This window comes from Microbacterium sp. SORGH_AS_0969, from assembly GCF_030818255.1.
In the GTDB taxonomy this organism is placed as follows: Bacteria; Actinomycetota; Actinomycetes; order Actinomycetales; family Microbacteriaceae; genus Microbacterium.
This window is the reverse complement of the sequence record NZ_JAUTAG010000001.1, coordinates 114,655-135,864: the sequence shown is the minus strand read 5'-3', so window position 1 is coordinate 135,864 and position 21,210 is coordinate 114,655. Positions and strand designations below refer to the sequence as shown.

Below are 21,210 nucleotides of genomic sequence, written 5' to 3'. Positions count from 1 at the left end.
CGGCCCGCGCCCTAGGGTGAAAGCAGTCGATGAGAGGAGTCCGGCGTGACGGACGAGCGTGAGCGGTTGAGCTGGGACGATTTCGGAGCGGCGACCCGCGACATCTCGCGAGCGATCGTGGCGGATGGCTTCGAGCCCGAGGTCGTCGTCGCGATCGCACGCGGCGGACTGCTCCCCGGTGGCGCGATCGCCTACGGCCTGGGAGCCAAGAACTGCGGGGCGCTGAACGTCGAGTTCTACACCGGGGTCGGCACGGTGCTCGACGACCCCGAGGTCCTCCCTCCCGCCCTCGACCTGTCGTACCTGAGCGGGCGCCGCGTGCTCCTCGTCGACGACGTCGCCGACAGCGGCCGCACGCTGGACCTCGCCGTGAAGCTCCTCACCCGGCACGGTGCCGAGACGCGATCCGCGGTGATCTACACCAAGCCGTCGACGATCATCACGCCCGATTACTCGTGGAAAGACACCGACCTGTGGATCGACTTCCCCTGGTCGTTCCAGGGGTCGGTGCACGAAGAAGACGCGGCGTGACGGCGAAGTCTCTCGTCGAGCTCGCGGATGCCGGGCTGATCAACGCGTCGTGGGTCGAGCCGCTGGCCCCGGTGGCCGCCGACATCGCCGCGATCGGTGAGCGTCTGCGCAGCGAGGCTAAGCCCTATCTGCCGGCGGGGGACCTCGTGCTGCGGGCATTCCGCACGCCGATCGACGCGGTGCGCGTGCTGATCGTCGGCCAGGATCCGTACCCGACGCCCGGGCATCCGATTGGCCTGTCCTTCGCGGTCGACCCGCACGTCCGGCCGCTGCCCCGCAGCCTCGGGAACATCTACCGCGAGCTGTCCGACGATCTCGGCATCTCGCCCGCTCCCCACGGCGACCTCTCGGCATGGGCGGCGCAGGGCGTCATGCTCCTGAACAGGGTGCTGACGGTGGCGCCGGGAGCCCCGGCTTCCCACCGCGGCTGGGGCTGGGAGCGTGTCACCGAGCACGCGATCCGCTGCCTCGTCGCGCGCGACGCCCCGCTGGTGGCGGTGCTGTGGGGCCGGGACGCCATGAACCTCACGCCCCTGCTCGGCGACACGGCGATCGTCTCGTCGCCGCATCCGTCACCCCTGTCGGCGAGTCGCGGGTTCTTCGGGTCGAAGCCGTTCTCGCGGGTCAACGCGCTGCTCGAGGAACAGGGCGCGGAGCCCGTGGACTGGCGCCTTCCGGCCTGAGGACGTCCTCGCGCGGCTGGGGTCGACGCGGCTCGGGTCATACGCCCGAAACGCCTGTCTGCGTAGAGTGGCGTGCGTGCTGGAAGAAGAGTACGAGAAGAGCCGTCGGCGGCTGCCGGCGCACCTGCGTCGCGCACCCGAGCCGGAACGCCCCTTCTCGTACGAGATCCGCCCCGCGACGGAAGCGGACATCCCCGACATCCGCGAGATCTACAACTACTACGTCCGCAACTCCGTGGTCACCTTCGACGAGAAGGCGTGGTCGATCGCCAAGTGGCGCGACAAGTTCGCGACGCTGAAGCGGCTCGGACTTCCGTTCCTCGTGGCGGAGTCGCCGAGCGGCCAACTGCTCGGGTACGCGCTCGTGCAGCCGTGGCAGTCGAAGTCCGCCTACCGGTACACGGTCGAGAACTCGATCTACCTGGGCCAGGCGGCCGCGGGCAAGGGGCTCGGCCGCGCGCTGCTCGAGGCGCTGATCGCGGCGTGCCAGGATCTCGGCATCCGAGAGATGGTCGCCGCGATCAGCGACAAGGGCGCCGACGCCTCGATCGCCCTGCACGAGAAGCTCGGCTTCACCGAGGTGGGCCGTATGGGCCGCGTCGGCTTCAAGTTCGGGCGGTGGCTCGGCGTGGTCTACCTGCAGAAGAGCATCCCGTCGAAGAAGAAGCGGCGGAAGCTGTTCGGCTGAGCCGCGCGCGGTGTCGGCGGCCGGGAGGCGGGCGGAACTCGTGAGTTTCCGCCCCGGATGCCGCGTGCCGCGCTTGCGGGAGGATCGACGTCCGGTTTCTCAGGAGTTCTGCCCGCTCGGTCGGTCCTGAACCGCGATCCGGCGCACTTCGTCGACGAGCGACCGCCACGGCCCCTCGACCTGCTGGTCGCTGAGCCGCGCCTGGCGCACCGCCGTGTCGCCACGACGCACCTCGATGCGCCACTGGAACCGATCGGCCCCGGTGGCGGGGGTCGGAGGCGCATCCCACGGGCAGCTCTCGACGAGCTCGCGCCAGTGCGGTGTCCGTTCGGGATCGGGTTCCGCCCGCCACTGCTTCGACAGGCCGGTGATCCCACCGGAGCGCACCACCACGATGGCGAAGCGTTCGTCGGTGTCAGGCTGCGGCATCCTCCTCGACGCCGACGCCGGCCCACGCGGCGCGGACGGCGGCGACCTCCTCCGACTTCTCACCGTACTCGGTCGCCGCCGCGGCCAGGGTGGCGCGGGCAAACGCGGCGAAGTCGGCCGTGGGCGAGAGCGTTCCGGCGGTCAGGGTGCGGTACCAGATGAGGCCCGCACGCTCCCACGCGAACCCGCCGAGCTGGGTCGCGACCAGGAAGAAGGCCCGGTTGGGGATGCCGGAGTTGATGTGTACACCGCCGTTGTCGTCGTCGGTCTCGACGTAGTCACGCATGTGCCCCGGCTGCGGGTCCTTGCCGAGGACGTCGTCGTCGTACGCGGTACCCGGCGCCTTCATCGACCTCAGCGCCTCGCCCTGGACGGCCTCGGCGAAGATGCCGGACCCGATCAGCCACGACGCCTCGTCGGCCCGCTCGCCGCGGTGGTGCTGCTCGGCGAGTGCCCCGAACACGTCCGACAGCGACTCGTTCAGCGCACCCGACTGCCCCTGGTACTCGAGGCCCCCGGCGGCCTCGGTCACCCCGTGCCCCAGCTCGTGCGCGATGACGCTCAGTGATCGCGTGAACCCCACGAACACCTCGCCGTCGCCGTCGCCGAAGACCATGCGCTCGCCGTTCCAGAACGCGTTGTCGTAGTCGTCCCCGAAGTGGACGGTCGCGAGCAGCGAGCCGCCGGCGGCGTCGATGCCGTCGCGAGCGAAGGCGTCCCAGAAGAAGTCGTACGTGGCCCCGAGGCCGTCGTATGCCTCGTCGACGGCGCTGTCGACGGACGGCGGCTCGTCTTCACTGCGCACCCGGCGGCCGGGCAGGTTCTCGGTGTTCCGTGCGTCGGAGACGACCCGGTCGGGTGCCGGTACGGCCTCGGCGACGAGCGCATCGCCGTCGATCGACAGGCGCAGCCGTCGACGGGTGGCACGCTGCGGCCGCGGCATCGCGAGCGTCTTCCGCGCGGCGGCGGCCGCTCGCGCGAGACGGGGGTCATCGGTCGAGGCGAGCCGATCGAGCAGGAAGGGGGGAACGATTCCGGGGATCATGCGCCGAGGCTAGCGCCGACCTCCGACGTTGAGACATCCCTTGTCCACAGTTGCGCGAAGAGTCCGCGGGCGCCGGGGCGCGGCATCCGTCGCCCCGAGCACGGGACGAGACGAGGACGGGTCGGCTCTCGCGGTTCTCGTGCCTCGGTCGCCGGCACGCCCAGGTGCCCGACCTCGCGCGTGGCGCCAAAGTGATCCGTGCGCTCAGCGCGGAAGCGTCGGAACGGATGCCAACAGTTGCCGCGTGTACGCGGCCTGGGGCTGCAACAGCACCTTCTCGGTCGGTCCCTGCTCGACGACGCGGCCGTCCTTCATGACGACGACCTGGTCGCACACGTTCTGCACCACACCGATGTCGTGCGAGACGAGCAGGAGCGTCAGGTCTTCTTCCGCGCGCAGGCGGGCGAGCAGCCGCAGGATCTGCGCGCGCACGGTCACGTCGAGCGCCGACAGCGGCTCATCGCCGACGAGGATGCGCGGGCGGTGCACGATCGCGCGCGCGAGGGCGATCCTCTGGCGCTGGCCTCCCGAGAACTCGTGCGGGAAGCGCGCGGCGATGTCGGCATCGAGCCCGACCTGCTCGAGCACCTCGCGCACGCGCGCGCGCCGGTCGCCCTCGATGCCGAGCGCCCAGAGCGGCTCGCCGACGATCCGGCCGACGCTCATGCGGGGGTCGAGCGAGGCGTACGGGTCCTGGAAGACGATGCCCGTCGCCCGCCGCAGCCAGTGCAGCGACCGGGCCGACCCGCGCGCGTCGACGGCCCGACCGTCGACCTCGACGGTGCCGGTCGTCGGCACGTCGAGACCCAGCAGCAGGCGGACGAGCGTCGATTTGCCCGATCCCGATTCGCCGATGACACCCACGGCGGAGCCCGCGCGGACCGTCAGGTCGACGTCGTCGAGACCGACCGTGCGTTCGGGCCGGCCGAAGCCGCGGCGGGGTGCGGGGTAGCTCCGCGACAGGCCGCGCGCGTGGATCAGCGTCTCGCTCACGGCGCCTCCTCGTCCGCGAAACCTTCGCCGTGCGCGAACGTGGGCGGATCGTCCGGGGTCCCGGCATCCCGACCAGGATGCTCCGGATGCCACAGCGTCGCCGTCGCATCCCGCAGCAGGGCCTGCGTGATCGGGGACGACGGTGCGCGCAGCAGCTCCGAGACCTCGCCCCGCTCGACCACGCGTCCGTGCTCGAGGACGACCGCGTGGGTCGCGACCTGCGCGAGGACCGCGAGGTCGTGGGTGATGAAGACGAGCGACATCCCGGCATCCTGGACCAGTTCACGCAACAGCGAGAGGACACCGGCCTGGATGGTCACGTCGAGAGCGGTGGTCGGCTCGTCGGCGATGAGCAGACGCGGACGGCATGCGAGCGCCATCGCGATCGCGACCCGCTGACGCTGACCGCCCGAGAGCTGGTGCGGGTAGCGCGACACGATGCGCTCGGGGTCGGGCAGGGCCACGCGCTCGGCCTCGATGACGGCGCGTCGGAGCGCTTCACGACGCGAGACCCTCTCGTGGATGCGCACGGATTCGCCGATCTGTCGGCCCACCGTGTGGAGGGGGTTGAGAGCGGTGCGGGGTTCCTGGAAGACCATGCCGATGTCGTCGCCCCGCAGGGTGGCGAGGTCGCGATCCGGAAGGCCGAGGATCTCGAGGTCGTTCCAGCGGACGCTACCGGTGGCGCGAGCGCCGTCGGGGAGCAGCCCGAGGATCGCGAGGGCCGTCAGCGACTTGCCCGAACCGGACTCTCCGATGAGGCCGACGCGGGCACCGTCGGGCACCTCGAACGAGATCCCGTCGACGACGGCGCGACCGTCGATCTCGACGCGCAGGTCGGTCACCCGGAGACTCACGCGACCACCCCCGGCACATGGGTGCGAGCGGCGGACGTGCGCTCGGCGAGCGTCGGATCGGCGGCCTCGCGGAGAGCGTCTCCGAGCAGATTGAGTCCGAGCACGGTGAGGGTGATCGCGAGCCCCGGCCACACCACCGTCAGCGGGTGCACGGCGATGTAGGCCTGCAGGTCGTTGAGAAGCACCCCCCACGACGGCTGGGTGATCGGGGCGCCGAAGCCGAGGTACGACAGGCCCGCCTCCGCGAGGACGGCGACGGCCATGCCCCACGACAACTGCACGATGAAGACGGGCGCGACGTTCGGGAGCAGGTGCCGCGTGAGGTTCTGCCACGTCGTGAGCCCGCTCGCGCGCCCCGCCAGGACGAAGTCGCTCTGCAGCACCCGGCGCAGCTCCGGTCGGGTGACGCGCGCGATGTTCACGCCGAAGCCGATCCCGACGGCCCAGATCACCACGGCGAGCGAGCCGCCCCACACGGCCGAGATCATCATCGCGATGATCAGCACGGGGAAGGCGACGAGGATGTCGACGAGCACCGCGACGCTTTCGCGGATCCACCGGGCGGTGAGCGAGCCGAGAGCGGCGAGGGCGATGCCGAGCACCGAGGCGACGACCCCGGCGCCCACCGCGACCGCGATCGTCGTGCGCGTGCCGGCCATGAGGAGGCTCGCGATGTCGCGGCCGTTGTTGTCGGTGCCGAGTACGTGCGGCCAGGACGGGTCGGTCCAGCGCGCGCGGGCATCGACCGCGGCGGGGTCGAACGGCGTCCACACGAACGAGACGAGGGCGACCACGACCAGCAGAACGACGATCAGGATGCCGAACCGCCCGGTGCCGAGGGCCCAGAGACGTCTGAGGGTGCTCACGAGGCCTCCCTCTGCCGGGGGTCGATCAGCCGGTGGACGAGATCGACGACGAAGCCGACGATGAGCACGAAACCGGTCAGGGCGAGCAGCTCTCCCTGCACCTTGGGGAGGTCGCGCGCCGCCACGTCGGCGACCAGCATGCGCCCCACGCCGGGGAGGGTGAACAGCTGCTCGATGACGACAGCGCCCACGATGATCCCCGCGATCTGGAGCCCCAGCACCGTGATGATCGACAGGCCCACGTTGGGCAGGCCGTGGCGCAGCAGTGCCCGCCGTCCGGGTGAGGCCCTTCGCGGCCGCCGTGCGCACGTAGTCCTGGCCGAGCGCCTGCAGGGTCGCGCTCCGCACGAAGCGGAGGAGCATCGCCCCCTCGACCACGCCGATCGTCACCGCCGGCAGCACGAGCGCCCGGAACGCCGCAGCCGGATCGTTCCAGCCGGCACGGGGGAAGCCCTGCGGTGGGAGCCACCCCAGCCACACGGCGAACACGACGACGAGCATCATCCCCGCCCACACGACGGGGACGGCTGCGAGAGCCTGCGCCCCGACGCTGATCGCGGTCCCGCCCGCGCTCCGACGGCCCAGGGCCGACATCACTCCGAGGGGGATGCCGACGACGAGGGCCACCGTGAGCGACATCGCCGCGAGGGGCACGGTCACCTGCGCCTTGCTGAGCAGCTCGCTCATCACCGGCGTACCCGTGAGAAGCGAGCTGCCGAGGTCGCCGCGGAAGAGTCCGCCGATCCAGTCGAGGTACTGCTGCCACAGCGGGACGTTCAGCCCGAGCCTCTCGCGCAACGCGGCGACCTGCTCGGGGCTCGCCTGCGTGCCCCCGACCAGCTGGGCGACGTCGCCCGGGAGCACCCGGAGCGAGAGGAAGATCAGCGCGCTGGCCACGGCCAGGCCCAGCACGAGCAGGCCCAGCCGTGTCAGCGCGTAGCGGATCACTCCGACGAGACGGTCACGCCCGCCAGCGGCAGGCGCACGTTCAGCGAGTTCTTCGGGAAGTTCGACACGTTCGTGGCGACCGCGGTGCGCGGGGCCGAGAGGAACAGCCAGTCGGCGGCATCCTGATCATCGACGATCTGCGCGGCTTCGGCGAGGAGGTCGGACGACTGCTGGTCGTCGGTGCTCGCCAGGGCCTCCGCGTACAGTCGCTGGACCTCGGCGTTGTCGAAGCCGAAGTAGTAGGTCGGGTCGGCCCAGTTGCCGAAGTCCCGGGCCTCGACGTGGCGCACGAAGCTCAGGTCGTAGTCGTGGTTGGTGTACACGTCGGTCAGCCACGTGGAGAAGTCGACGGAGTCGACCTTGAGCGTGACTCCCACATCGGCGTACGACGACACGAGGAAGGTGGCGAGCGTGCTCGGGTAGACGTTCGGGATCTTCAGCGTGAGCGTGAGGTTGTCGGCCCCCGCCTCGGCGAGCAGCTCGCGCGCACGATCGGGGTTGTACGACACGCTGCCCGTGAGGTCTTCGTAGCCGGGGTCGAGCGGGGGGATCGGACCGTTCAGCGGCTGCGCCGTGACCAGCGTTTCGACGAGCGCGTTGTGGTCGACCGCGAGACGCAGGGCCTCGCGCACGCGCTGGTCGTTCAGGGGGGCGCGCTGGTTGTTGAACGCGAGGGTGCCCTTGTCGGTGGTGAGCCCGGACTCGATCGTGAAGTTGCCGGTCCCCTCGATCTGGCCCTGCAGGTCGGGGTCGATCTCGAGCGCGACATCGACGTCGCCGCTGACCGCCGCATTGGTGGCCGCGCTCTGGTCGGGGATGTAGTCGAGCACGACTTCGGCGACTCCCGCCTTGTCGCCCCAGTAGCCGTCGTACCGGGCGAGCGTGAGGCTCTGTCCCGTGTTCCACGACGCGACGCGGAAGGGACCCGTGCCGTTCTCGGCGGTTTGGAGGCTCGTCGTGTCGCCGTTCTTGAAGATCAGGCCCGCGCGACCCGTCAGCGCGAACAGGAAGTCGATGTTGGGCTTCGCGAGCGTGACGACGACGGTGGACGCGTCGGGGGAGGAGAGGGATGCCACATTCGCGAGGTCGGCGCTGCTCTGCACCGTCGCGTCGTCTTTCGCGGTCTGCAGCGAGGTGACGACGTCGTCGGCGGTGAGCGCGCTGCCGTCGTGGAACGTGACGCCCTGACGGAGCGTGAACGTGTACGTCAGACCGTCGGGCGAGACGTTCCACTCGGTGGCCAGCGCGGGCACGATCGCGTTGTTCTCGTCGCCGTTGCGGGTCACGAGGCCCTGGTAGACGTTGTCGACGAGGGCTTGCTCGAGGGCGGCTCCGCTGGTGTGGCGGATGTCGAGGTTCGACGGCTCGAGCGACAGGCGCACCGTGAGAGTGGCGTTCGGGTCGGCCTCGCCGGTCGGGCCGGGCGCGGTGTTCGAGCCCGTGCACGAGGTGAGCAGCAGGGCTGAGATCAGGAGCGCGCTCGTGGCGAGGGCAGTGCGGCGCAGCATTGCGGGATGTCCTTTCGCAGGCCGAAGGCATCCGAGTGCTGTGGATGCCGTGCAGGGGTGCAAACAGCCTACTTTCACCCGTATTCCCCGCACGCCGTTGATGACGCCGCGCGACGCAGGATGACGCCGCGCGCAGGGCGTCAGTGCGCGGACGCGACCTCGCGGATCAGGGCGGCGAGACCGGCGGGGTCCTCCTCCTGGGCGTTGTGCCCGGTCGAGAGGACGCGGACGTCGGCCGTCGGCACCCGCCGCACGAGGTCGTCGGCGTCGTCGGCGGTCACGAAGCCGCGCTCGCCGCGGATCAGGGTGATCGGGGAGGTGACCTGGGCCACATCGTCCCAGCCCGTCGTCGCGAGCACCGCGCGCACGGCATCCGGGGTCGAGGGATCCGCCCCGGCGTTCACCGCGGCGGCGGCGAGGTGCGCGAAGTGGTGCTTCCACTCCACCCGACCGTCGGGGCGCACGCGGGAGTTGTGGAACACCCCGCGTTCCGCGGCGGCGCGCGATCCGCCGAGACCGAACGACAGCGCGCGCTCCACCAGCTCGTCGCGCGACGCCCAGTCGGTGGGGCCGGCGAAGAACGCCCGCAACTGCGCGGGACCGCCGCTCGGGTCGATGCCCGGCGTGATGTCGACGACGAGGAGTCGTGAGACGAGATCGGGACGGGATGCCGCGACCGCGGCACCCGTGAGACCGCCGAGCGAGTGGCCGATCAGCGTCTGCGGTCCCTCCGCCCATGTCTCGATAGCTGTCACCACGTCGGGGGCGAGGACGCGGGCGACGTAGGCGGCGTCGTCGCGCCACGACGAGTCGCCGTGCCCCGGGAGGTCGAGCGCGAGCGCGGGGAGCCCGAGGTGCAGCAGCGTCGTGTCCCAGGTGTGGGCGTTCAGGCCCGCGCCGTGGAGGAGCGTCACCGCGGGGGGAGCGTCGCCCCACCGCAGACCGCTCAGGACGCGCCCGTCGTCGAGCGTCAGCTGCACGCGCTCGACGGTCGGTGTCGGGCGGCCGGCCTCGGCGGCCTGGGCGGGAAGGAACGAGAACTCGTCGACCTCGGGCATGGCATCCACCCTCCCATTCCGTGCCCGCGCGCCGCCACTGCGCCGTCCCTTTCCGCGCCCGCGTCGCGCGCTCGCCGTAGGCTGTCGCCATGGGTGAGGAGAAGCGCGTTCATCTGTCGAAGAAGGCCCCCGAGGCGTACGCCGCACTGCGATCGTTCTCGAGCACCGTCGGGCGGCTCGCCGCCGAAGCCGGTGTCGACGCGCGTGTGCGCGAGATCGTGCAGATCCACGCCTCCCAGCTCAACGGCTGCGCTTACTGCGTGCGTCTGCACGTCGACGCGGCGGTGAAGGCCGGCCTCGACGCCGATGTGATCGCGCAGATCGCCAGCTGGCGGGAGTCCGGCGTGTTCGACGAGCGTGAGCGGGCGGCCCTCGAGCTCACCGAGTCGTTCACCTTCATCCACGAGGACGGCATCCCCGACGACGTCTACGACCGGGCCGGCGGCATCCTGAGTGAAGAAGAGTACGTCGCGCTCAGTTGGATCCTTATCGCGATCAACGCCTTCAACCGCGTGGCGATCGCCGGACGATACCCCGTCCCGCCACGGGCTGCTCACGACCACGGGGAGAACGCGTGACGTCGCTGGTCTCGGGGGCGGCGAACTTCCGCGACGTCGGCGGGCTGCCCGCGGGTGACCGCCGGACGCGAGCCGGGGTCCTCTTCCGCTCCGGCAATCTCGTCGCGGTCGACGACGACGGCATCGACACGCTGCGCGCGCTGGGCATCCGCCGCGTCATCGACCTGCGCGATGAGACCGAGCTCGCCCACGCGCCGAGCCGCTTCGACGACCTTCCGGTCGAAGTGCAGCACGAGCCGCTGTTCCTCGGCTCCGTCGACTCGTTCTTCGCCCGTGACGTGACGCTCGACGAGCTCTACGCGGAGCTCGTCGAGGAGTCCGCCGAACGGATCGTGTCGGCGGTGCGCGGCATCCTGAAGGCCCAGCCCGTACTCGTGCACTGCACGGTGGGCAAGGATCGCACCGGGGTGACGGTCGCGATCGCGCTCGCGGCTGCGGGCGTCGACCGCGAGGCCGTGGTCGCCGATTACGCGCGTACCGAGGCCCTCCTGCCGCCCGAGCGCAACGCTGCCGTGCTGCGGGCGATCCGGGCGTTCCATCCCGAGAACGTCAACGCCGAGGCCTTGGCGACCCGGTCACCGGCCCCCGCGATGCGTGCTCTGCTGGACCGTCTCGATCGCGCGTACGGCTCACCCGCCGGATACCTCCGGGCCCACGGGATGAGCGACGACGAGGTGCGCCGCCTGCACGACGTGCTGATCGACTGAGCGATTGCTCGACGTCGCGATACAAAGCGGGAACTCAGGTTAGGCAACCCTTCTTCGCGGGTATAGTGGGGGCATCATGTCCCTTTCTTCCGAGCACAACGACGCCGCCTGCCGTGCGTCGCGGCACACCCGTGTGCAGCACCTCGTGACCGCCGACGAGACCTCTCTCGCCGAGCTCGAGGCCCTGCTGGCGACGCTGCCGATCTGCTCGACGGGGCGCGTGTTCGTCGAGGTCCCCGACGCGTCGTGGATCGGCCGGATCGCGGCTCCCGCGCGCATGACCCTGACCTGGCTCGATCGTTCCCGCCGCGGTGGCGCGCCGGGGACCGGCCGCTGCTGCGCCGCGGGCGAGGCGCTCGTCCGCGCGGTCTCGGGCTGGGCCGGCGAGATGCTGTGCTGCGACGACGACGACACCCGCATCTTCCTGCTGGGCGGATACCTCGGCACGGCCGAGATCGTGGACGAGCTCGTCGCCCGCCACGGCGTCGATGCGCAGTCGATCCACACGCCCGAGCGCTTCGGTCTCGCGACCGCGCGCTGAGGATCGTCTCGCCAACGCGCGACTGGTGCGTGTGCGCCCGTTCGGGGCTGCATAAACGCGATCCGCGCGCATAAACGCGCTGTGCTCGTGTTTCTGTGAGTGGATGGCGTTTATGCGCGTGCACGGCGTCGCGTCGCACGGCGTGCGCGGGCCCGCGGAGCGCTGGGCCCCGGAGCGCCGGCGCGTGCGCGCTTTCGGTACGGCATAAACGCGATCCGCGCGCATAAACGCGCTGTGCTCGTGTTTCTGTGAGCGGATGGCGTTTATGCGCGTTCGGCGGCGGTGCCGTGCGCCGGCGCGCGGAGCGCCGGGGCGGCGGGGAACGAGGCGGCACCGACACCGCGCCGCCGCGAGACCGCGCCGCTCAGCTGCCGCGCGGCAGGTAGTTGCCCTCGGCCAGCCCCGCCTCGATCTCGAAGCGGTTGCGCAAGGGGTCGCGGCCGGCGAGGGCGTAAAGGACCGGCATGAGGAAGCCGTAGCGCTGCCACTGGCGTTTGTGCACGGCCTCGTGGCCGAGCACGGTGTCGGTCGGGCGGGCGTCGCCGGTGAGGAAGCACCCGCCGACGCAGACGCCGCCGCGGGGATACGCCCACGAGGGCAGCCCGCGGAACACCCACAGGCCGTGTCGCTTCTCGACGCGACCGGTGCTCCAGAGGGATCCCCACACCCATCCGACGGTGCAGCCGTACCAGTACCCGACGCGGCTGACGGGGGAGTCGAGCAGGAAGCCGGGAATGAAGCGGTCCCAGAAGCGCCCCCGCGCGACAGCCCGGTCGGCGCGCTCACGCCATCCGACCGGCGGCCTCGGGATCCGGCTCACGCCAAGGCCCCGATGAGCCGGAGGATCGTCCCCAGGTCGTCGACGGCGGCCGCGGGCGACGACGGCGAGAACTCGGTGAGCGTGGCCCCCGCGAGAGGCACCCGCTCTCGCAGAAGACGAAGGGATGCCACGACGTCGGTCGTGCGCGCGCCGAAGGGCTCGGGCAGGGCGACGCCGGTCATCTCCGCCGGGTCGAGCACGTCGAGGTCGACGTGCACGTACACACGGGAGGCTCCGGTCGCCTGCACCGCGTCGGCCAGCACCTCGGGGTCGGCGAGAGCGTCCGGCGCGATGACACGGATGCCGTGCTCGTCGATGAAGCGCTGCTCCTCGGCATCCAGAGCCCGAGTTCCCGCGAGAACGATCCGGGTCGGCGAGATTCCGGGCTCGAGGCGGTGGAGGTCGTCGCCCTCTCCGGCGATCGCGCGTAGGACCATCCCGTGGAAGGCGCCGCTGGGGGAGGAGGTGGGGGTGTTCAGGTCGGCGTGCGCGTCGATCCAGACCACGGCGAGGTCGTCGCCCGCGACGGGGGAGACCGCGCCGAGGGCCACGCCGCAGTCGCCGCCGACGACGATCGCGGGATCGGCACTCGCGCGGACGGCGTCTTCGATCCGCTCGCGCATCCGCATCAGGGCGCTGAGCCGATGCACGGGGGTGCCCTGGGCGTCGCCGGCCTCGGGTACGGCGTCGAGCACCGTGGTGGAGGCGCGCGGCAGGTCGCCCGCGATCGCCTCGGCCCCGTCGATGAGCTGCATCGCCCGAGACGAGGAAGATCCCTGCCACTGGGGAGCGACGATGAAACGCGCCATGGGTACCTCCGGAAGAGACCGAGAGTGCACCGCCCGGCGGGCCGGGCGATGCACTCTCGGAACGGATCAGACCTGGTCGGGGCTCGGGGCGTCGATCGCGGCGCGCTGGGGGCCGCCGACCTTGAGGGCGGCGAGGCGTGCCTCGACCTCGGTGAGCTCGCCCACGTCCTCCAGAGCGTTGAACTGCGCGTCGATGCTCGAAGCGGCCAGCTCCTGCTTTCCGGCGGCCAGGGCCTCCTGACGGCGGATCTTGTCTTCGAAGCGGCCGAGCTCGCTCGTCGGGTCGAGGACGTCGATCGAGCGGACCGCGTCGTGCACCTTGTTCTGCGCCTCGGCGACCTTCGCCCGTGCCGTGAGCTCGTTGCGCTTGGCCTTGAGCTGCTCGAGCTTGGTCTTCATGCCGTTGAGACCGTCTTTGAGCTTGTCGACGACCTCGGTCTGCGCGGCGATGGTCGGCTCGGCGGCCTTGGCCTCGCCCTCGGCGGTGATCTGACGCTGGAGAGCGATCTTGGCGAGGTTGTCGAACTTGTCGGCCTCGGCGATGTTGCCCGACGCGCGGAGCTCGTCGCCCTTGCGGCTCGCGGCGAGGGCCTTGTTGCCCCACTCCGCGGCGGCCTGGCGGTCTTCCTGGTGGTCGCGCTCGAGGAGGCGCAGGTTGCCGATGGTCTCGGCGATCGCCGATTCGGCGTCGGCGATCGAGTTGGAGTAGTCGCGGACGAGCTGATCCAGCATCTTCTGCGGGTCCTCGGCCTGGTCGAGGAGCGCGTTGATGTTCGCGCGGACGAGGGTGGTCATGCGACCGAAGATGGACTGCTTGGCCATGCGGGGGTTCCTTCCTAGGGCGACGATGTCGAGTCTGGTGTCGAATGCTACGAATTTTCTGTGACGGCCGGGATCGGCTTGCGGCGGTGGCTCAGAAGCGCCCGCCTCCGCGACGCGACCGGCCGCCGCCACTGCTCCGCGACCCGCCCGAACGCATGCCGCCACCGCCGGAGCGCGACCGGGAGCCGCCGGAGCGCACGCTCCCACCGAAACCACCGCCGAAGCCGCCGCGCGAGCGCGAACCGCCCCCGCCGAGCAGCGAGTTCACCGCGATCCCGCCCAGGATCGCGCCGAGCACATCAGGTCCGCCACCGGAGCCGCCGCTGAAACCGCCCACGTCGTTCTGGGCGAGCGATCCGGCCTCGCCGGAGAGCTGGACCGCGCGCTGAGCGAGCGATAGCGCCGTCACCGGATCGCTCGCGCGCAACTGCTCGGCCTGCACGAGGGCGGCACCGGCTTCGGCCAGACGCGTCCGGGCCGTGGGCCCGACGGCTCCTCGCCGCGCGGCGATGAAGCTCTCGGTCGACGACACCTGAGCGCGCGCTTGCACGAGGGTGCTGTCGAGCTGTGAGGCGGCGCGACGCTGGCGCTCGGCCGCGTCGCGCGCTTCGGCGAGGACCGCATCGATGGTCGCGTTGGCCTTCTCGAGCGTGCCGAGTGCTCCGAGAGGGTCCGAGCGCTCCCCGCCGAGCGAGGCGCGTGCCGCGTTGCGTTGCGCCGTCGCGGCCGCCACGGCTCCCGCGATCCGGCCGTCAGGGTCGGGGAGAGCGCCCGCGGCGGCGATGTCGCCGTCGATCTCGGCCGAGAGGTCGGCGCACCGCCGCTCAGCGGTCGCCAGGTCGGCGGCCAGCGTCGACACGGCCTTCTCGAGCGTCTCGGCCTGACTCACGGCGGCTTGGCTCGCGCGCAGAGCGACGGCCGCATCGCCTTTCTCACCCGCGGCGAGAGCGCTCGAGGCCGCGGCGATCTGTTGCGCGGCGAGGTCCAGCCGTGCGCGCGCCTGCGCCGGGTTGTCGGCGACGGGGGCGAGAGCGGTGTCGGCATATCGCCGGCGTAGTCGCGCGAGCTCGGCCTCGGCGCCGGGGAGCGCGGCCGCAGCCGCGGCGTGCTGCTCCTGCACGCGCGCCAGGGCCTCCGGGGCCTCGGCCTCGAGAGCGCGAAGCTCTTCGAACGCCGTCGCCTTGGCATCCAGGGCCTCATCGGCCGACGCGCACAGGCGGAGGATCTCGGTGTACCCCGCGCGGCGCTGTTCGGGACTTTCCGGCGTCTCGTCGTCGAGCTGCTGCGAGATCGTGAAGGCACGGTCGAGGTCGGCCTTCGCTTGCGCGAGGACCTCGACGAACGGGGCCGCGGCCTCGTCGCCGAACTGCGCGCGGGCGAACCCGAGTTCTTGCTCGCTGTTCTTGATCGCGTCATCGGTGGCGACGAGCGCCGACCCCGCCCGCTTCGCGAGATCGTCGATGTCTTCCTCGCGCGTCGACGAGCCCCCGGATGCCGCGCGCCGACGGCGCAGCCCGAACCACAGCAGGCCGCCGCCGATCGCCAGCACGAGCACGACGAGGAGCGCGATGAGGCCGATGTCGGGCCCGCTCCCGGCGGGCGTCGGCGGGGCGGGTGCGGGAGCGGCGCGCTCGGCGGCCGTGAGCCCGTCCGCGGCCGTGATCGCCGCCCCGGCCCAGTCACCGTTCGAGAGGGCGGGCTGGACGAGGTCCTGCTCGATGTCGGCCAGCTGCGTCGACGTGAGGGCACCGTCGTCGACGTCGCCCGACAGGTAGTAGGCGCGGCCGCCGACCGAGACGGCGAGAAGGTACTGGTGCGGACCGAGGTTGTTGCGGTTGGCCGTCTCGTTGGCCCAGTCCGCGGCCGCCTCGGGCTGCGTGAACTCGTCGACGTACGCGACCCACATGTCGAAGCCGGTGTCGTCGGTGAGCCGCACGAGTCGCGACTGCACCTCGGCCTCTTGCGCGTTGGTGAGGACGTCGGCCTGGTCGAGGACGAAGCTCGAACCCAGTGACGGCGGCGGAACGGCCGCGGCGGACAGCGGCCACCCGAGCACCCCGGCGATCAGCACGAGCAGAGCCACCGTCGCTTTCGCGGCACTGGGCTTTCGCATGCCTCCCCCTTCGGCTGCCGGACCCGTCCACTCTATAAACGACCTCCGACACGGGGGTAGGAGCGGCGCGTCCGCTCTCAGCGCACAGGAGCGCCGCATAGGCTCGGACGCTCGGAGGTAGGAATGGACGACCGCTACGGCACCGATGTGCTCGCCCGCGGCTGGCGCGACGCCGGACGAGTGAAGCCCGCCCGGGTGGCGGCATCCGTCGATCTGGTGGTCGAGGTCGCCGGCACGGATTACGTGGGCGCCGTGACCCGGGTCGAGGGCATGAACGTCGAGCTCGAGGACCGCTTCGGCAAGCGCAGGCTCTTCCCCCTCGGCGGAGGCTTCCTCGTCGACGGCAAGCCGGTCGTGCTGACCGGCCCGGCCGCCGCCGCGAAGGGTCGTACACGCACGGCATCCGGGTCCTTCGCCGTCGACGACCAGCGCGCCCGCACGGCGCGCGCGAGCCGCATCTTCGTCGAGGGCAAGCACGACGCCGAGCTCGTCGAGAAGGTCTGGGGCGCCGACCTGCGCGCCGAGGGCGTCGTCGTCGAGTATCTCGAGGGCGTCGACCTGCTCGAACAGACCCTGGATGCCGAGCCCCCGACCGCCGAGCGACGCTACGGCGTGCTCGTCGATCACCTCGTCGCGGGCTCCAAGGAGTCGCGCATCGCCGAGAAGATCGCACGCGGCCGCCACGGCGCCCACGTACGCATCGTCGGTCACCCCTTCGTCGACGTGTGGCAGTGCGTCACGCCCCGTGCCCTGGGGATCGCCGCTTGGCCCGAGGTCCCCCGCTCGATCGAGTGGAAGGTCGGCGTGTGCCGCGCCCTCGGCTGGCCCGCGGAAGAGCAGGCCGACCTCGCCCGCGCCTGGCAGCACATCCTGTCGAGAGTGACCACGTTCCGCGACCTCGAACCGGCCCTGCTCGGCCGCGTCGAGGAGCTCATCGATTTCGTGACCGTCCCGTGAGCGGCCGCAAGCGTGCCCTCTCGCGTGAGGGGTCAGAATCTGTCGCTTCCGCGTCGCTCGAGCGACAGAAAATGACCCCTCACGCGGCGGATAACCCGGATGCCATGGATGCCGCGCCCGTGTTCCGCGACAAGCCGGTGTCGTTCGTGCGTCGAAGCGGCCGCATGTCCGAGGCGCAGGACCGCGCGTGGGCCGAGCTCTCGCCGTTCTACCTGCTGCCCGTGGAGCGCGCCGCGGCGGCGACGAGCGTCAAGGCCGGTGCGACTGTCGACCTCGCGCAGGTCTACGGGCGCTCGGCCCGCCTCGTCGTCGAGATCGGCTCGGGGCAAGGCCACCAGATCGTTTCGGCCGCAGCCAGCGACCCCGAGACCAACTTCCTCGCGGTCGAGGTGTTCACGGCGGGCCTCGCGCGCACCATGCTCGACGCCGACCGCGAGGGCGTGAAGAATCTCCGCCTCGTCGAGGCCAATGCCCCCGAGGTGCTGGAGCATATGCTGCCCGCGGCATCCGTCGACGAGCTCTGGGTCTTCTTCCCCGACCCGTGGCACAAGAACAAGCACACCAAGCGCCGGCTCGTCGCCCCGGAGTTCACGCGCATCGCCGCTCAGGCGATCCGCCCGGGCGGAACCCTGCGCCTCGCCACCGACTGGCAGGACTACGCCGACCAGATGCGCGACGTCCTCGACGAGGCCGACGGCTTCGAGCGGGCGTTCACGGGGGAGTGGGCCGAGCGTTTCGACGGCCGGCTGCTCACCGCCTTCGAGCGCAAGGGGCTCCGGGTCGGCCGCGACATCCGCGACCTGACCTATACACGGGTCTCCCCGTGACCGCGCACACCGCGGTGCCGGTGCGCGAGCGTTCCACCTGGACGCCGAAGCTCCTCCCGGCGCTGTTGGTGTGCCTCGCCGCCCCGGTGTTGTTCGTCGTCCAGATCGTGTGGCTCGGGTGGTTGCTGCTGGCTCTCGCCGTGGCATCCGCGGTCCTCGTCGACCGCCGCAACGGGGTCGCCCTCGCCCGGAGCGAAGAGCCCAGCATCGCCCGCGACGTGTCGCTCGTGGCGATCGGGCAGTTCATCGTCAGCCTGATCCCGTTGCACGCCGAGCTCGACAACGCCGCCTTCGTGCGGTTCACCCTCGCCCTGGGCGGCGCGGTGGTCGTTCCCTACGTCGTTTCGCGTTTCGTCTACCGCGACTATGCGATCCGCTTCCCCTGGCGCGGCGGCGGCCGGTGGACGTGGTGGCAGTGGGTGTGGCTCGCCGGGGTGATCGTGCTGGGGTATCTGATCCTGCCGTTCTACTTCATCACCTCGGGCGTCTACATGAACTGGCCCGTCGTGGACACCCCCGACCTCATCGCGCGCCTGTTCGTGGGGGTCGGCGCGGTCGGCATCTGGGACGAGCTCTTCTTCATCTGCACCGTGTTCGTGCTGCTGCGCCGGCACTTCCCCGACCTGACAGCGAACCTCCTGCAGGCGATCGTGTTCGTCTCGTTCCTGTGGGAGCTCGGCTACCAGGCGTGGGGACCGCTGCTCACCGTGCCCTTCGCGATCGTCCAGGGCTTCCTGTTCCTGAAGACCCGCTCGCTCTGGTACGTCGTGACGGTGCACCTGCTCTTCGACGCCGTGGTCTTCGGCGTGCTCGTGCACGCGCACAATCCGTCGGCGGCATCCGTCTTCCTGCTCTGACGCGCGCGGAGGTGCCGTCGGTGCCCCGGCCGGGCTCCGCAGAGCCGCCGCCTCGCGCATAAACGCCGTTCGCGCACAGAAACGCGAGGAGAGCGTGTTTCCGTGCGCGAATCGCGTTTATGCGCCCGCCCGCACCCGCACCCCGCGCAGGACCCGCCCGCACCCGCACCCCGCGCAGGACCCGCCCCGCTCCGGCAACCCACATCACGGACGAGCGGATGCCGACCCCCGGTGCCCCGCACGGGCTCTGCCCAGGCGCGTTCCCTACCGTAGGAGGAGGACGCTCGATCGCGTCCCCGGACGAGGGATCAGTACCCGGAGCGCGACAAGACTGGCCAGGGAGTACAGCCATGTCGTGGATCGTCCTCATCGTGTCCGGAATCCTCGAGGCGGTCTGGGCCACCGCGCTCGGCCGCTCGGAGGGCTTCACCAGGCTCTGGCCGACCGTGGTCTTCGGCGTCGCGCTCGTGGCATCCATGGGCGGACTCGCCTTCGCGATGCGCGAGATTCCCACCGGCACCGCGTACGCGGTGTGGGTCGGAATCGGTGCGGCCCTGACGGTCGTCTTCGCCATGGCCACGGGAGCTGAGGCGCTCTCGGTGGTCAAGGTGCTGCTCGTGCTGGGGCTCGTCGGGTGCGTCGTCGGCCTCAAGCTGGTCAGCGACACCCACTGACCAGGGACTTTTCCTGAAAGTCAACCGGATGGAACGTTCGGTTTGATCCGCTACGATCTGGCTTCACTGCACTTGTCCGGGCCCGACACCGTCGTCACTCGCCCACATCTTCCTCTGTGAAAGGTTCCGAGTGAGCGCACCGCCGAGCGAGCTTGCCTCCCCGACGCGTCCCTCGCGCGTCATCGAGCGCCCGAGCCGATACCGTCGCCTCGACCGCCTGCGCGGGTCGCGCATCGGCCGTGCACTGCGGCAGTACGGCGAAGACGTCCTGCGTCCGCCGCAGGGCGCGGTGCCCGTGGAGCGCGGATCGTTCACCCGGGTTCTGCTGCTCTGGGCCGTCGCGCGCGCGGTGAACTTCGGATTCCTCTGGGGCTTCTACTCGATCGCGAAGGCCGCCCGCTGGGGCTTCGGTCCCGACAGCGAGCGCCTCGGCACCTTCTTCGACTACCTCACCGGCTGGGACGCCGACCGTTACGGGCAGATCGCGGCGCAGGGGTACCCGATGTCGCTCCCGATGAACGTGTCGGGCGACATCCTCCCCAACAACTGGGCGTTCCTGCCCGTCTTCCCCGGACTCGTCCGGGTTCTCTCGGATGCCACGGGCCTCGGGTGGCAGCCCATCGCGGTGCTCCTCAGCCTCGGCGCGAGCCTCGGCGCCACCTGGCTGCTCTTCCTCCTGCTGCGCACCGTCACCAAGCCCCAGCCGGCCTGGTGGGCGGTCGTGTTCTTCTCCTTCGCGCCGATGTCGTTCCTCTTCGTCATCGGGTACAGCGAGGGCCTGTTCATGGCGCTGATGTTCGGAGCGATGCTGCTCGCTATCAAGCGCAAGTACCTCTGGATCCTCCCCATCGGCCTCATCACCGCCTACACGCGGCCGGGTGTCCTCGCCCTCGGGCTCGCTCTCGGGATCGTCTTCCTGGTGCGGTTCTTCCGTCGCCGCGTGGATCCGTTCCCCGTCCGCGAGTGGGCGTCTCTCATGGTCACCGGCGGAACCATCGCGATCGCCGGTCTGTCGTGGAACCACATCGCGCAGTACGTGACCGGGACCCACAACGCCTACATCCGCACCGAGCTCGGCTGGTGGCTCGACTACGTCGGCAACGACGCGTTCACGCCGTTCACGCCGTGGTTCCGCCAGGCGGGCACGCACCTCGGCGTCGTCGGCATCGTGCTGGTGATCGCCCTGATCGTCGCCTTCGTCGCGCTGATGTGGTCGCGTCCGGTCCGCCGTCTCGGACTCATGGTCGTGTCGTACGCGTTCAGTTACGGGGTCTACATCCTCGCGGTGTTCCTTCCGCAGCAGAGCACGTTCCGTCTGCTCATGCCGATGGCGCCGATGATGGCCGACGAGCGCTGGTCGTCGACCCCGCGTCGCCGTGCCGCGATCCTGGTCGGGTGCCTTGTCCTGCAGGTCGTCGCGATCCTTCTGCTCTGGACCCGCGGGAACCCGTGACCTGAACGAACGACGAGGGGGCGACGCCGCGATGGCGTCGCCCCCTCGTCGTTCCGCGGGGTGTTCGTTCCGCGAGGTCAGTCGGGGCTGCCGCCGGGGTCCACGGCCTCGATCATGTCTTCCTCGACCGGGTTGTCGGCATCCATCTCCGCGGTGCCGACGGCTTCGGCCTCGTCCTCGGCGAAAGCGCCGGCTGACTCGTCGCTCTTCCCGCCGCTCATCGCGTGACTCCGGAAGGAGCCGGGGCGGTCTCGGGCGGGAGCGGCACCGTGGGCTCTGCGGGGTTCGGAGCGAGGGGCTCGGGCGCTGTCGGGGTGCCGGGTTCGGTGGGCGTCTGAGGGGAGGGGGTCGGAGTGCTCATGTCGTCACTCTTCGCGTGAGTCGGGGCGGATGCGACCCCCTTCCACCCCGGCCGCAGGGGGTGTAACCGCACTAGGCTCGGGGGA

At 71.0% G+C, this 21,210-nt stretch carries 24 protein-coding genes, 1 pseudogene and 1 riboswitch; of the genes and pseudogenes, 11 read left to right on the top strand and 14 right to left on the bottom strand.

Features of this window, described 5'->3' with window-relative positions; all coding sequences use genetic code 11:
* Window positions 1-45: 45 nt before the first annotated feature.
* The 3 genes from QE388_RS00670 to QE388_RS00660 all read left to right on the top strand — a co-directional run bounded on the left by QE388_RS00670 (window position 46) and on the right by QE388_RS00660 (window position 1,902).
* Window positions 46-531, top strand: a complete 486-nt coding sequence (locus QE388_RS00670; protein WP_275800866.1) for a phosphoribosyltransferase — start codon at window positions 46-48, stop codon at window positions 529-531.
* The gene (locus tag QE388_RS00665; RefSeq protein WP_275800865.1) at window positions 528-1,214 is read left to right on the top strand and encodes a uracil-DNA glycosylase; all 687 of its coding nucleotides are present in this window, start codon (window positions 528-530) and stop codon (window positions 1,212-1,214) included. The genes QE388_RS00670 and QE388_RS00665 overlap by 4 nt, the downstream gene beginning before the upstream one ends.
* 76 nt (window positions 1,215-1,290) lie before the next feature.
* The gene (locus tag QE388_RS00660) at window positions 1,291-1,902 is read left to right on the top strand and encodes a GNAT family N-acetyltransferase (RefSeq protein WP_058596554.1); all 612 of its coding nucleotides are present in this window, start codon (window positions 1,291-1,293) and stop codon (window positions 1,900-1,902) included.
* Window positions 1,903-2,001: 99 nt separating this feature from the next.
* Here QE388_RS00660 and QE388_RS00655 read toward each other — a convergent pair whose 3' ends face one another.
* The 8 genes and pseudogenes from QE388_RS00655 to QE388_RS00620 all read right to left on the bottom strand — a co-directional run bounded on the left by QE388_RS00655 (window position 2,002) and on the right by QE388_RS00620 (window position 9,606).
* The gene (locus QE388_RS00655; RefSeq protein WP_307382148.1) at window positions 2,002-2,331 is read right to left on the bottom strand and encodes a protealysin inhibitor emfourin; all 330 of its coding nucleotides are present in this window, start codon (window positions 2,329-2,331) and stop codon (window positions 2,002-2,004) included.
* Window positions 2,318-3,376 carry a M4 family metallopeptidase gene (locus QE388_RS00650; protein WP_307382147.1) on the bottom strand — a complete coding sequence of 353 codons (1,059 nt, stop codon included), beginning with the start codon at window positions 3,374-3,376 and terminating at the stop codon, window positions 2,318-2,320. Before QE388_RS00650 ends, QE388_RS00655 begins: the two co-directional genes overlap by 14 nt.
* 204 nt (window positions 3,377-3,580) lie before the next feature.
* Window positions 3,581-4,369 carry an ATP-binding cassette domain-containing protein gene (locus QE388_RS00645; protein ID WP_307382146.1) on the bottom strand — a complete coding sequence of 263 codons (789 nt, stop codon included), beginning with the start codon at window positions 4,367-4,369 and terminating at the stop codon, window positions 3,581-3,583.
* Complete coding sequence (locus QE388_RS00640; protein WP_307382145.1) at window positions 4,366-5,226, bottom strand: ABC transporter ATP-binding protein; 861 nt, start codon at window positions 5,224-5,226, stop codon at window positions 4,366-4,368. The genes QE388_RS00645 and QE388_RS00640 overlap by 4 nt, the downstream gene beginning before the upstream one ends.
* Window positions 5,223-6,092 (bottom strand): ABC transporter permease, encoded by an 870-nt coding sequence (locus tag QE388_RS00635; RefSeq protein ID WP_307382144.1) that lies wholly within the window; start codon window positions 6,090-6,092, stop codon window positions 5,223-5,225. Before QE388_RS00635 ends, QE388_RS00640 begins: the two co-directional genes overlap by 4 nt.
* A pseudogene (locus QE388_RS00630) lies at window positions 6,089-7,040 on the bottom strand (ABC transporter permease). Before QE388_RS00630 ends, QE388_RS00635 begins: the two are co-directional and overlap by 4 nt.
* Window positions 7,037-8,548, bottom strand: a complete 1,512-nt coding sequence (locus tag QE388_RS00625) for an ABC transporter substrate-binding protein (protein ID WP_307382143.1) — start codon at window positions 8,546-8,548, stop codon at window positions 7,037-7,039. Before QE388_RS00625 ends, QE388_RS00630 begins: the two are co-directional and overlap by 4 nt.
* Before the next feature lie 140 nt (window positions 8,549-8,688).
* Window positions 8,689-9,606, bottom strand: coding sequence for an alpha/beta fold hydrolase (locus tag QE388_RS00620; protein WP_307382142.1), 918 nt, complete (start codon window positions 9,604-9,606; stop codon window positions 8,689-8,691).
* Window positions 9,607-9,695: 89 nt separating this feature from the next.
* On the opposite strand from QE388_RS00620, the gene QE388_RS00615 reads away from it, so the two are divergent.
* The 3 genes from QE388_RS00615 to QE388_RS00605 all read left to right on the top strand — a co-directional run bounded on the left by QE388_RS00615 (window position 9,696) and on the right by QE388_RS00605 (window position 11,432).
* A complete protein-coding gene (locus QE388_RS00615; RefSeq protein ID WP_307382141.1) occupies window positions 9,696-10,184 on the top strand; it encodes a carboxymuconolactone decarboxylase family protein in 489 nt (162 codons plus the stop codon).
* Window positions 10,181-10,891, top strand: coding sequence for a tyrosine-protein phosphatase (locus QE388_RS00610; protein ID WP_307382140.1), 711 nt, complete (start codon window positions 10,181-10,183; stop codon window positions 10,889-10,891). The genes QE388_RS00615 and QE388_RS00610 overlap by 4 nt, the downstream gene beginning before the upstream one ends.
* 76 nt (window positions 10,892-10,967) lie before the next feature.
* Window positions 10,968-11,432 carry an SIP domain-containing protein gene (locus QE388_RS00605; protein ID WP_307382139.1) on the top strand — a complete coding sequence of 155 codons (465 nt, stop codon included), beginning with the start codon at window positions 10,968-10,970 and terminating at the stop codon, window positions 11,430-11,432.
* A 364-nt stretch (window positions 11,433-11,796) separates the two neighbouring features.
* On the opposite strand, the gene QE388_RS00600 is transcribed toward QE388_RS00605, so the two are convergent.
* The 4 genes from QE388_RS00600 to QE388_RS00585 form a co-directional block, all read right to left on the bottom strand.
* A complete protein-coding gene (locus QE388_RS00600; protein ID WP_307382138.1) occupies window positions 11,797-12,252 on the bottom strand; it encodes a Fe-S oxidoreductase in 456 nt (151 codons plus the stop codon).
* Complete coding sequence (locus tag QE388_RS00595; RefSeq protein ID WP_307382137.1) at window positions 12,249-13,061, bottom strand: arginase family protein; 813 nt, start codon at window positions 13,059-13,061, stop codon at window positions 12,249-12,251. The genes QE388_RS00600 and QE388_RS00595 overlap by 4 nt, the downstream gene beginning before the upstream one ends.
* 66 nt (window positions 13,062-13,127) lie before the next feature.
* On the bottom strand, window positions 13,128-13,883 hold the full coding sequence (locus QE388_RS00590) for a PspA/IM30 family protein (protein WP_307382136.1): 756 nt from the start codon (window positions 13,881-13,883) through the stop codon (window positions 13,128-13,130).
* Between the two features lie 91 nt (window positions 13,884-13,974).
* Window positions 13,975-15,996, bottom strand: coding sequence for a YgcG family protein (locus QE388_RS00585; RefSeq protein WP_307382134.1), 2,022 nt, complete (start codon window positions 15,994-15,996; stop codon window positions 13,975-13,977).
* Window positions 15,997-16,119: 123 nt separating this feature from the next.
* On the opposite strand from QE388_RS00585, the gene QE388_RS00580 reads away from it, so the two are divergent.
* The 5 genes from QE388_RS00580 (at window position 16,120) to QE388_RS00560 (ending at window position 20,764) form a co-directional block, all read left to right on the top strand.
* A complete protein-coding gene (locus QE388_RS00580; RefSeq protein WP_307382129.1) occupies window positions 16,120-16,953 on the top strand; it encodes a DUF3097 domain-containing protein in 834 nt (277 codons plus the stop codon).
* A 71-nt stretch (window positions 16,954-17,024) separates the two neighbouring features.
* Window positions 17,025-17,780 (top strand): tRNA (guanosine(46)-N7)-methyltransferase TrmB, encoded by a 756-nt coding sequence (gene trmB / locus QE388_RS00575; protein WP_307382127.1) that lies wholly within the window; start codon window positions 17,025-17,027, stop codon window positions 17,778-17,780.
* Window positions 17,777-18,637 (top strand): CPBP family intramembrane glutamic endopeptidase, encoded by an 861-nt coding sequence (locus QE388_RS00570; RefSeq protein ID WP_307382125.1) that lies wholly within the window; start codon window positions 17,777-17,779, stop codon window positions 18,635-18,637. The genes trmB and QE388_RS00570 overlap by 4 nt, the downstream gene beginning before the upstream one ends.
* Before the next feature lie 275 nt (window positions 18,638-18,912).
* A riboswitch (guanidine-III (ykkC-III) riboswitch) is annotated at window positions 18,913-18,977 on the top strand.
* Between the two features lie 10 nt (window positions 18,978-18,987).
* Window positions 18,988-19,311 carry a multidrug efflux SMR transporter gene (locus QE388_RS00565; RefSeq protein ID WP_307382124.1) on the top strand — a complete coding sequence of 108 codons (324 nt, stop codon included), beginning with the start codon at window positions 18,988-18,990 and terminating at the stop codon, window positions 19,309-19,311.
* A 130-nt stretch (window positions 19,312-19,441) separates the two neighbouring features.
* Window positions 19,442-20,764 (top strand): hypothetical protein, encoded by a 1,323-nt coding sequence (locus QE388_RS00560; RefSeq protein WP_307382123.1) that lies wholly within the window; start codon window positions 19,442-19,444, stop codon window positions 20,762-20,764.
* Window positions 20,765-20,841: 77 nt separating this feature from the next.
* Here QE388_RS00560 and QE388_RS00555 read toward each other — a convergent pair whose 3' ends face one another.
* Window positions 20,842-20,985: a hypothetical protein gene (locus QE388_RS00555; protein ID WP_275801483.1), complete on the bottom strand. Its 144-nt coding sequence runs from the start codon at window positions 20,983-20,985 to the stop codon at window positions 20,842-20,844.
* Window positions 20,982-21,125: a hypothetical protein gene (locus QE388_RS00550; RefSeq protein WP_275801482.1), complete on the bottom strand. Its 144-nt coding sequence runs from the start codon at window positions 21,123-21,125 to the stop codon at window positions 20,982-20,984. The genes QE388_RS00555 and QE388_RS00550 overlap by 4 nt, the downstream gene beginning before the upstream one ends.
* Window positions 21,126-21,210: the final 85 nt, after the last annotated feature.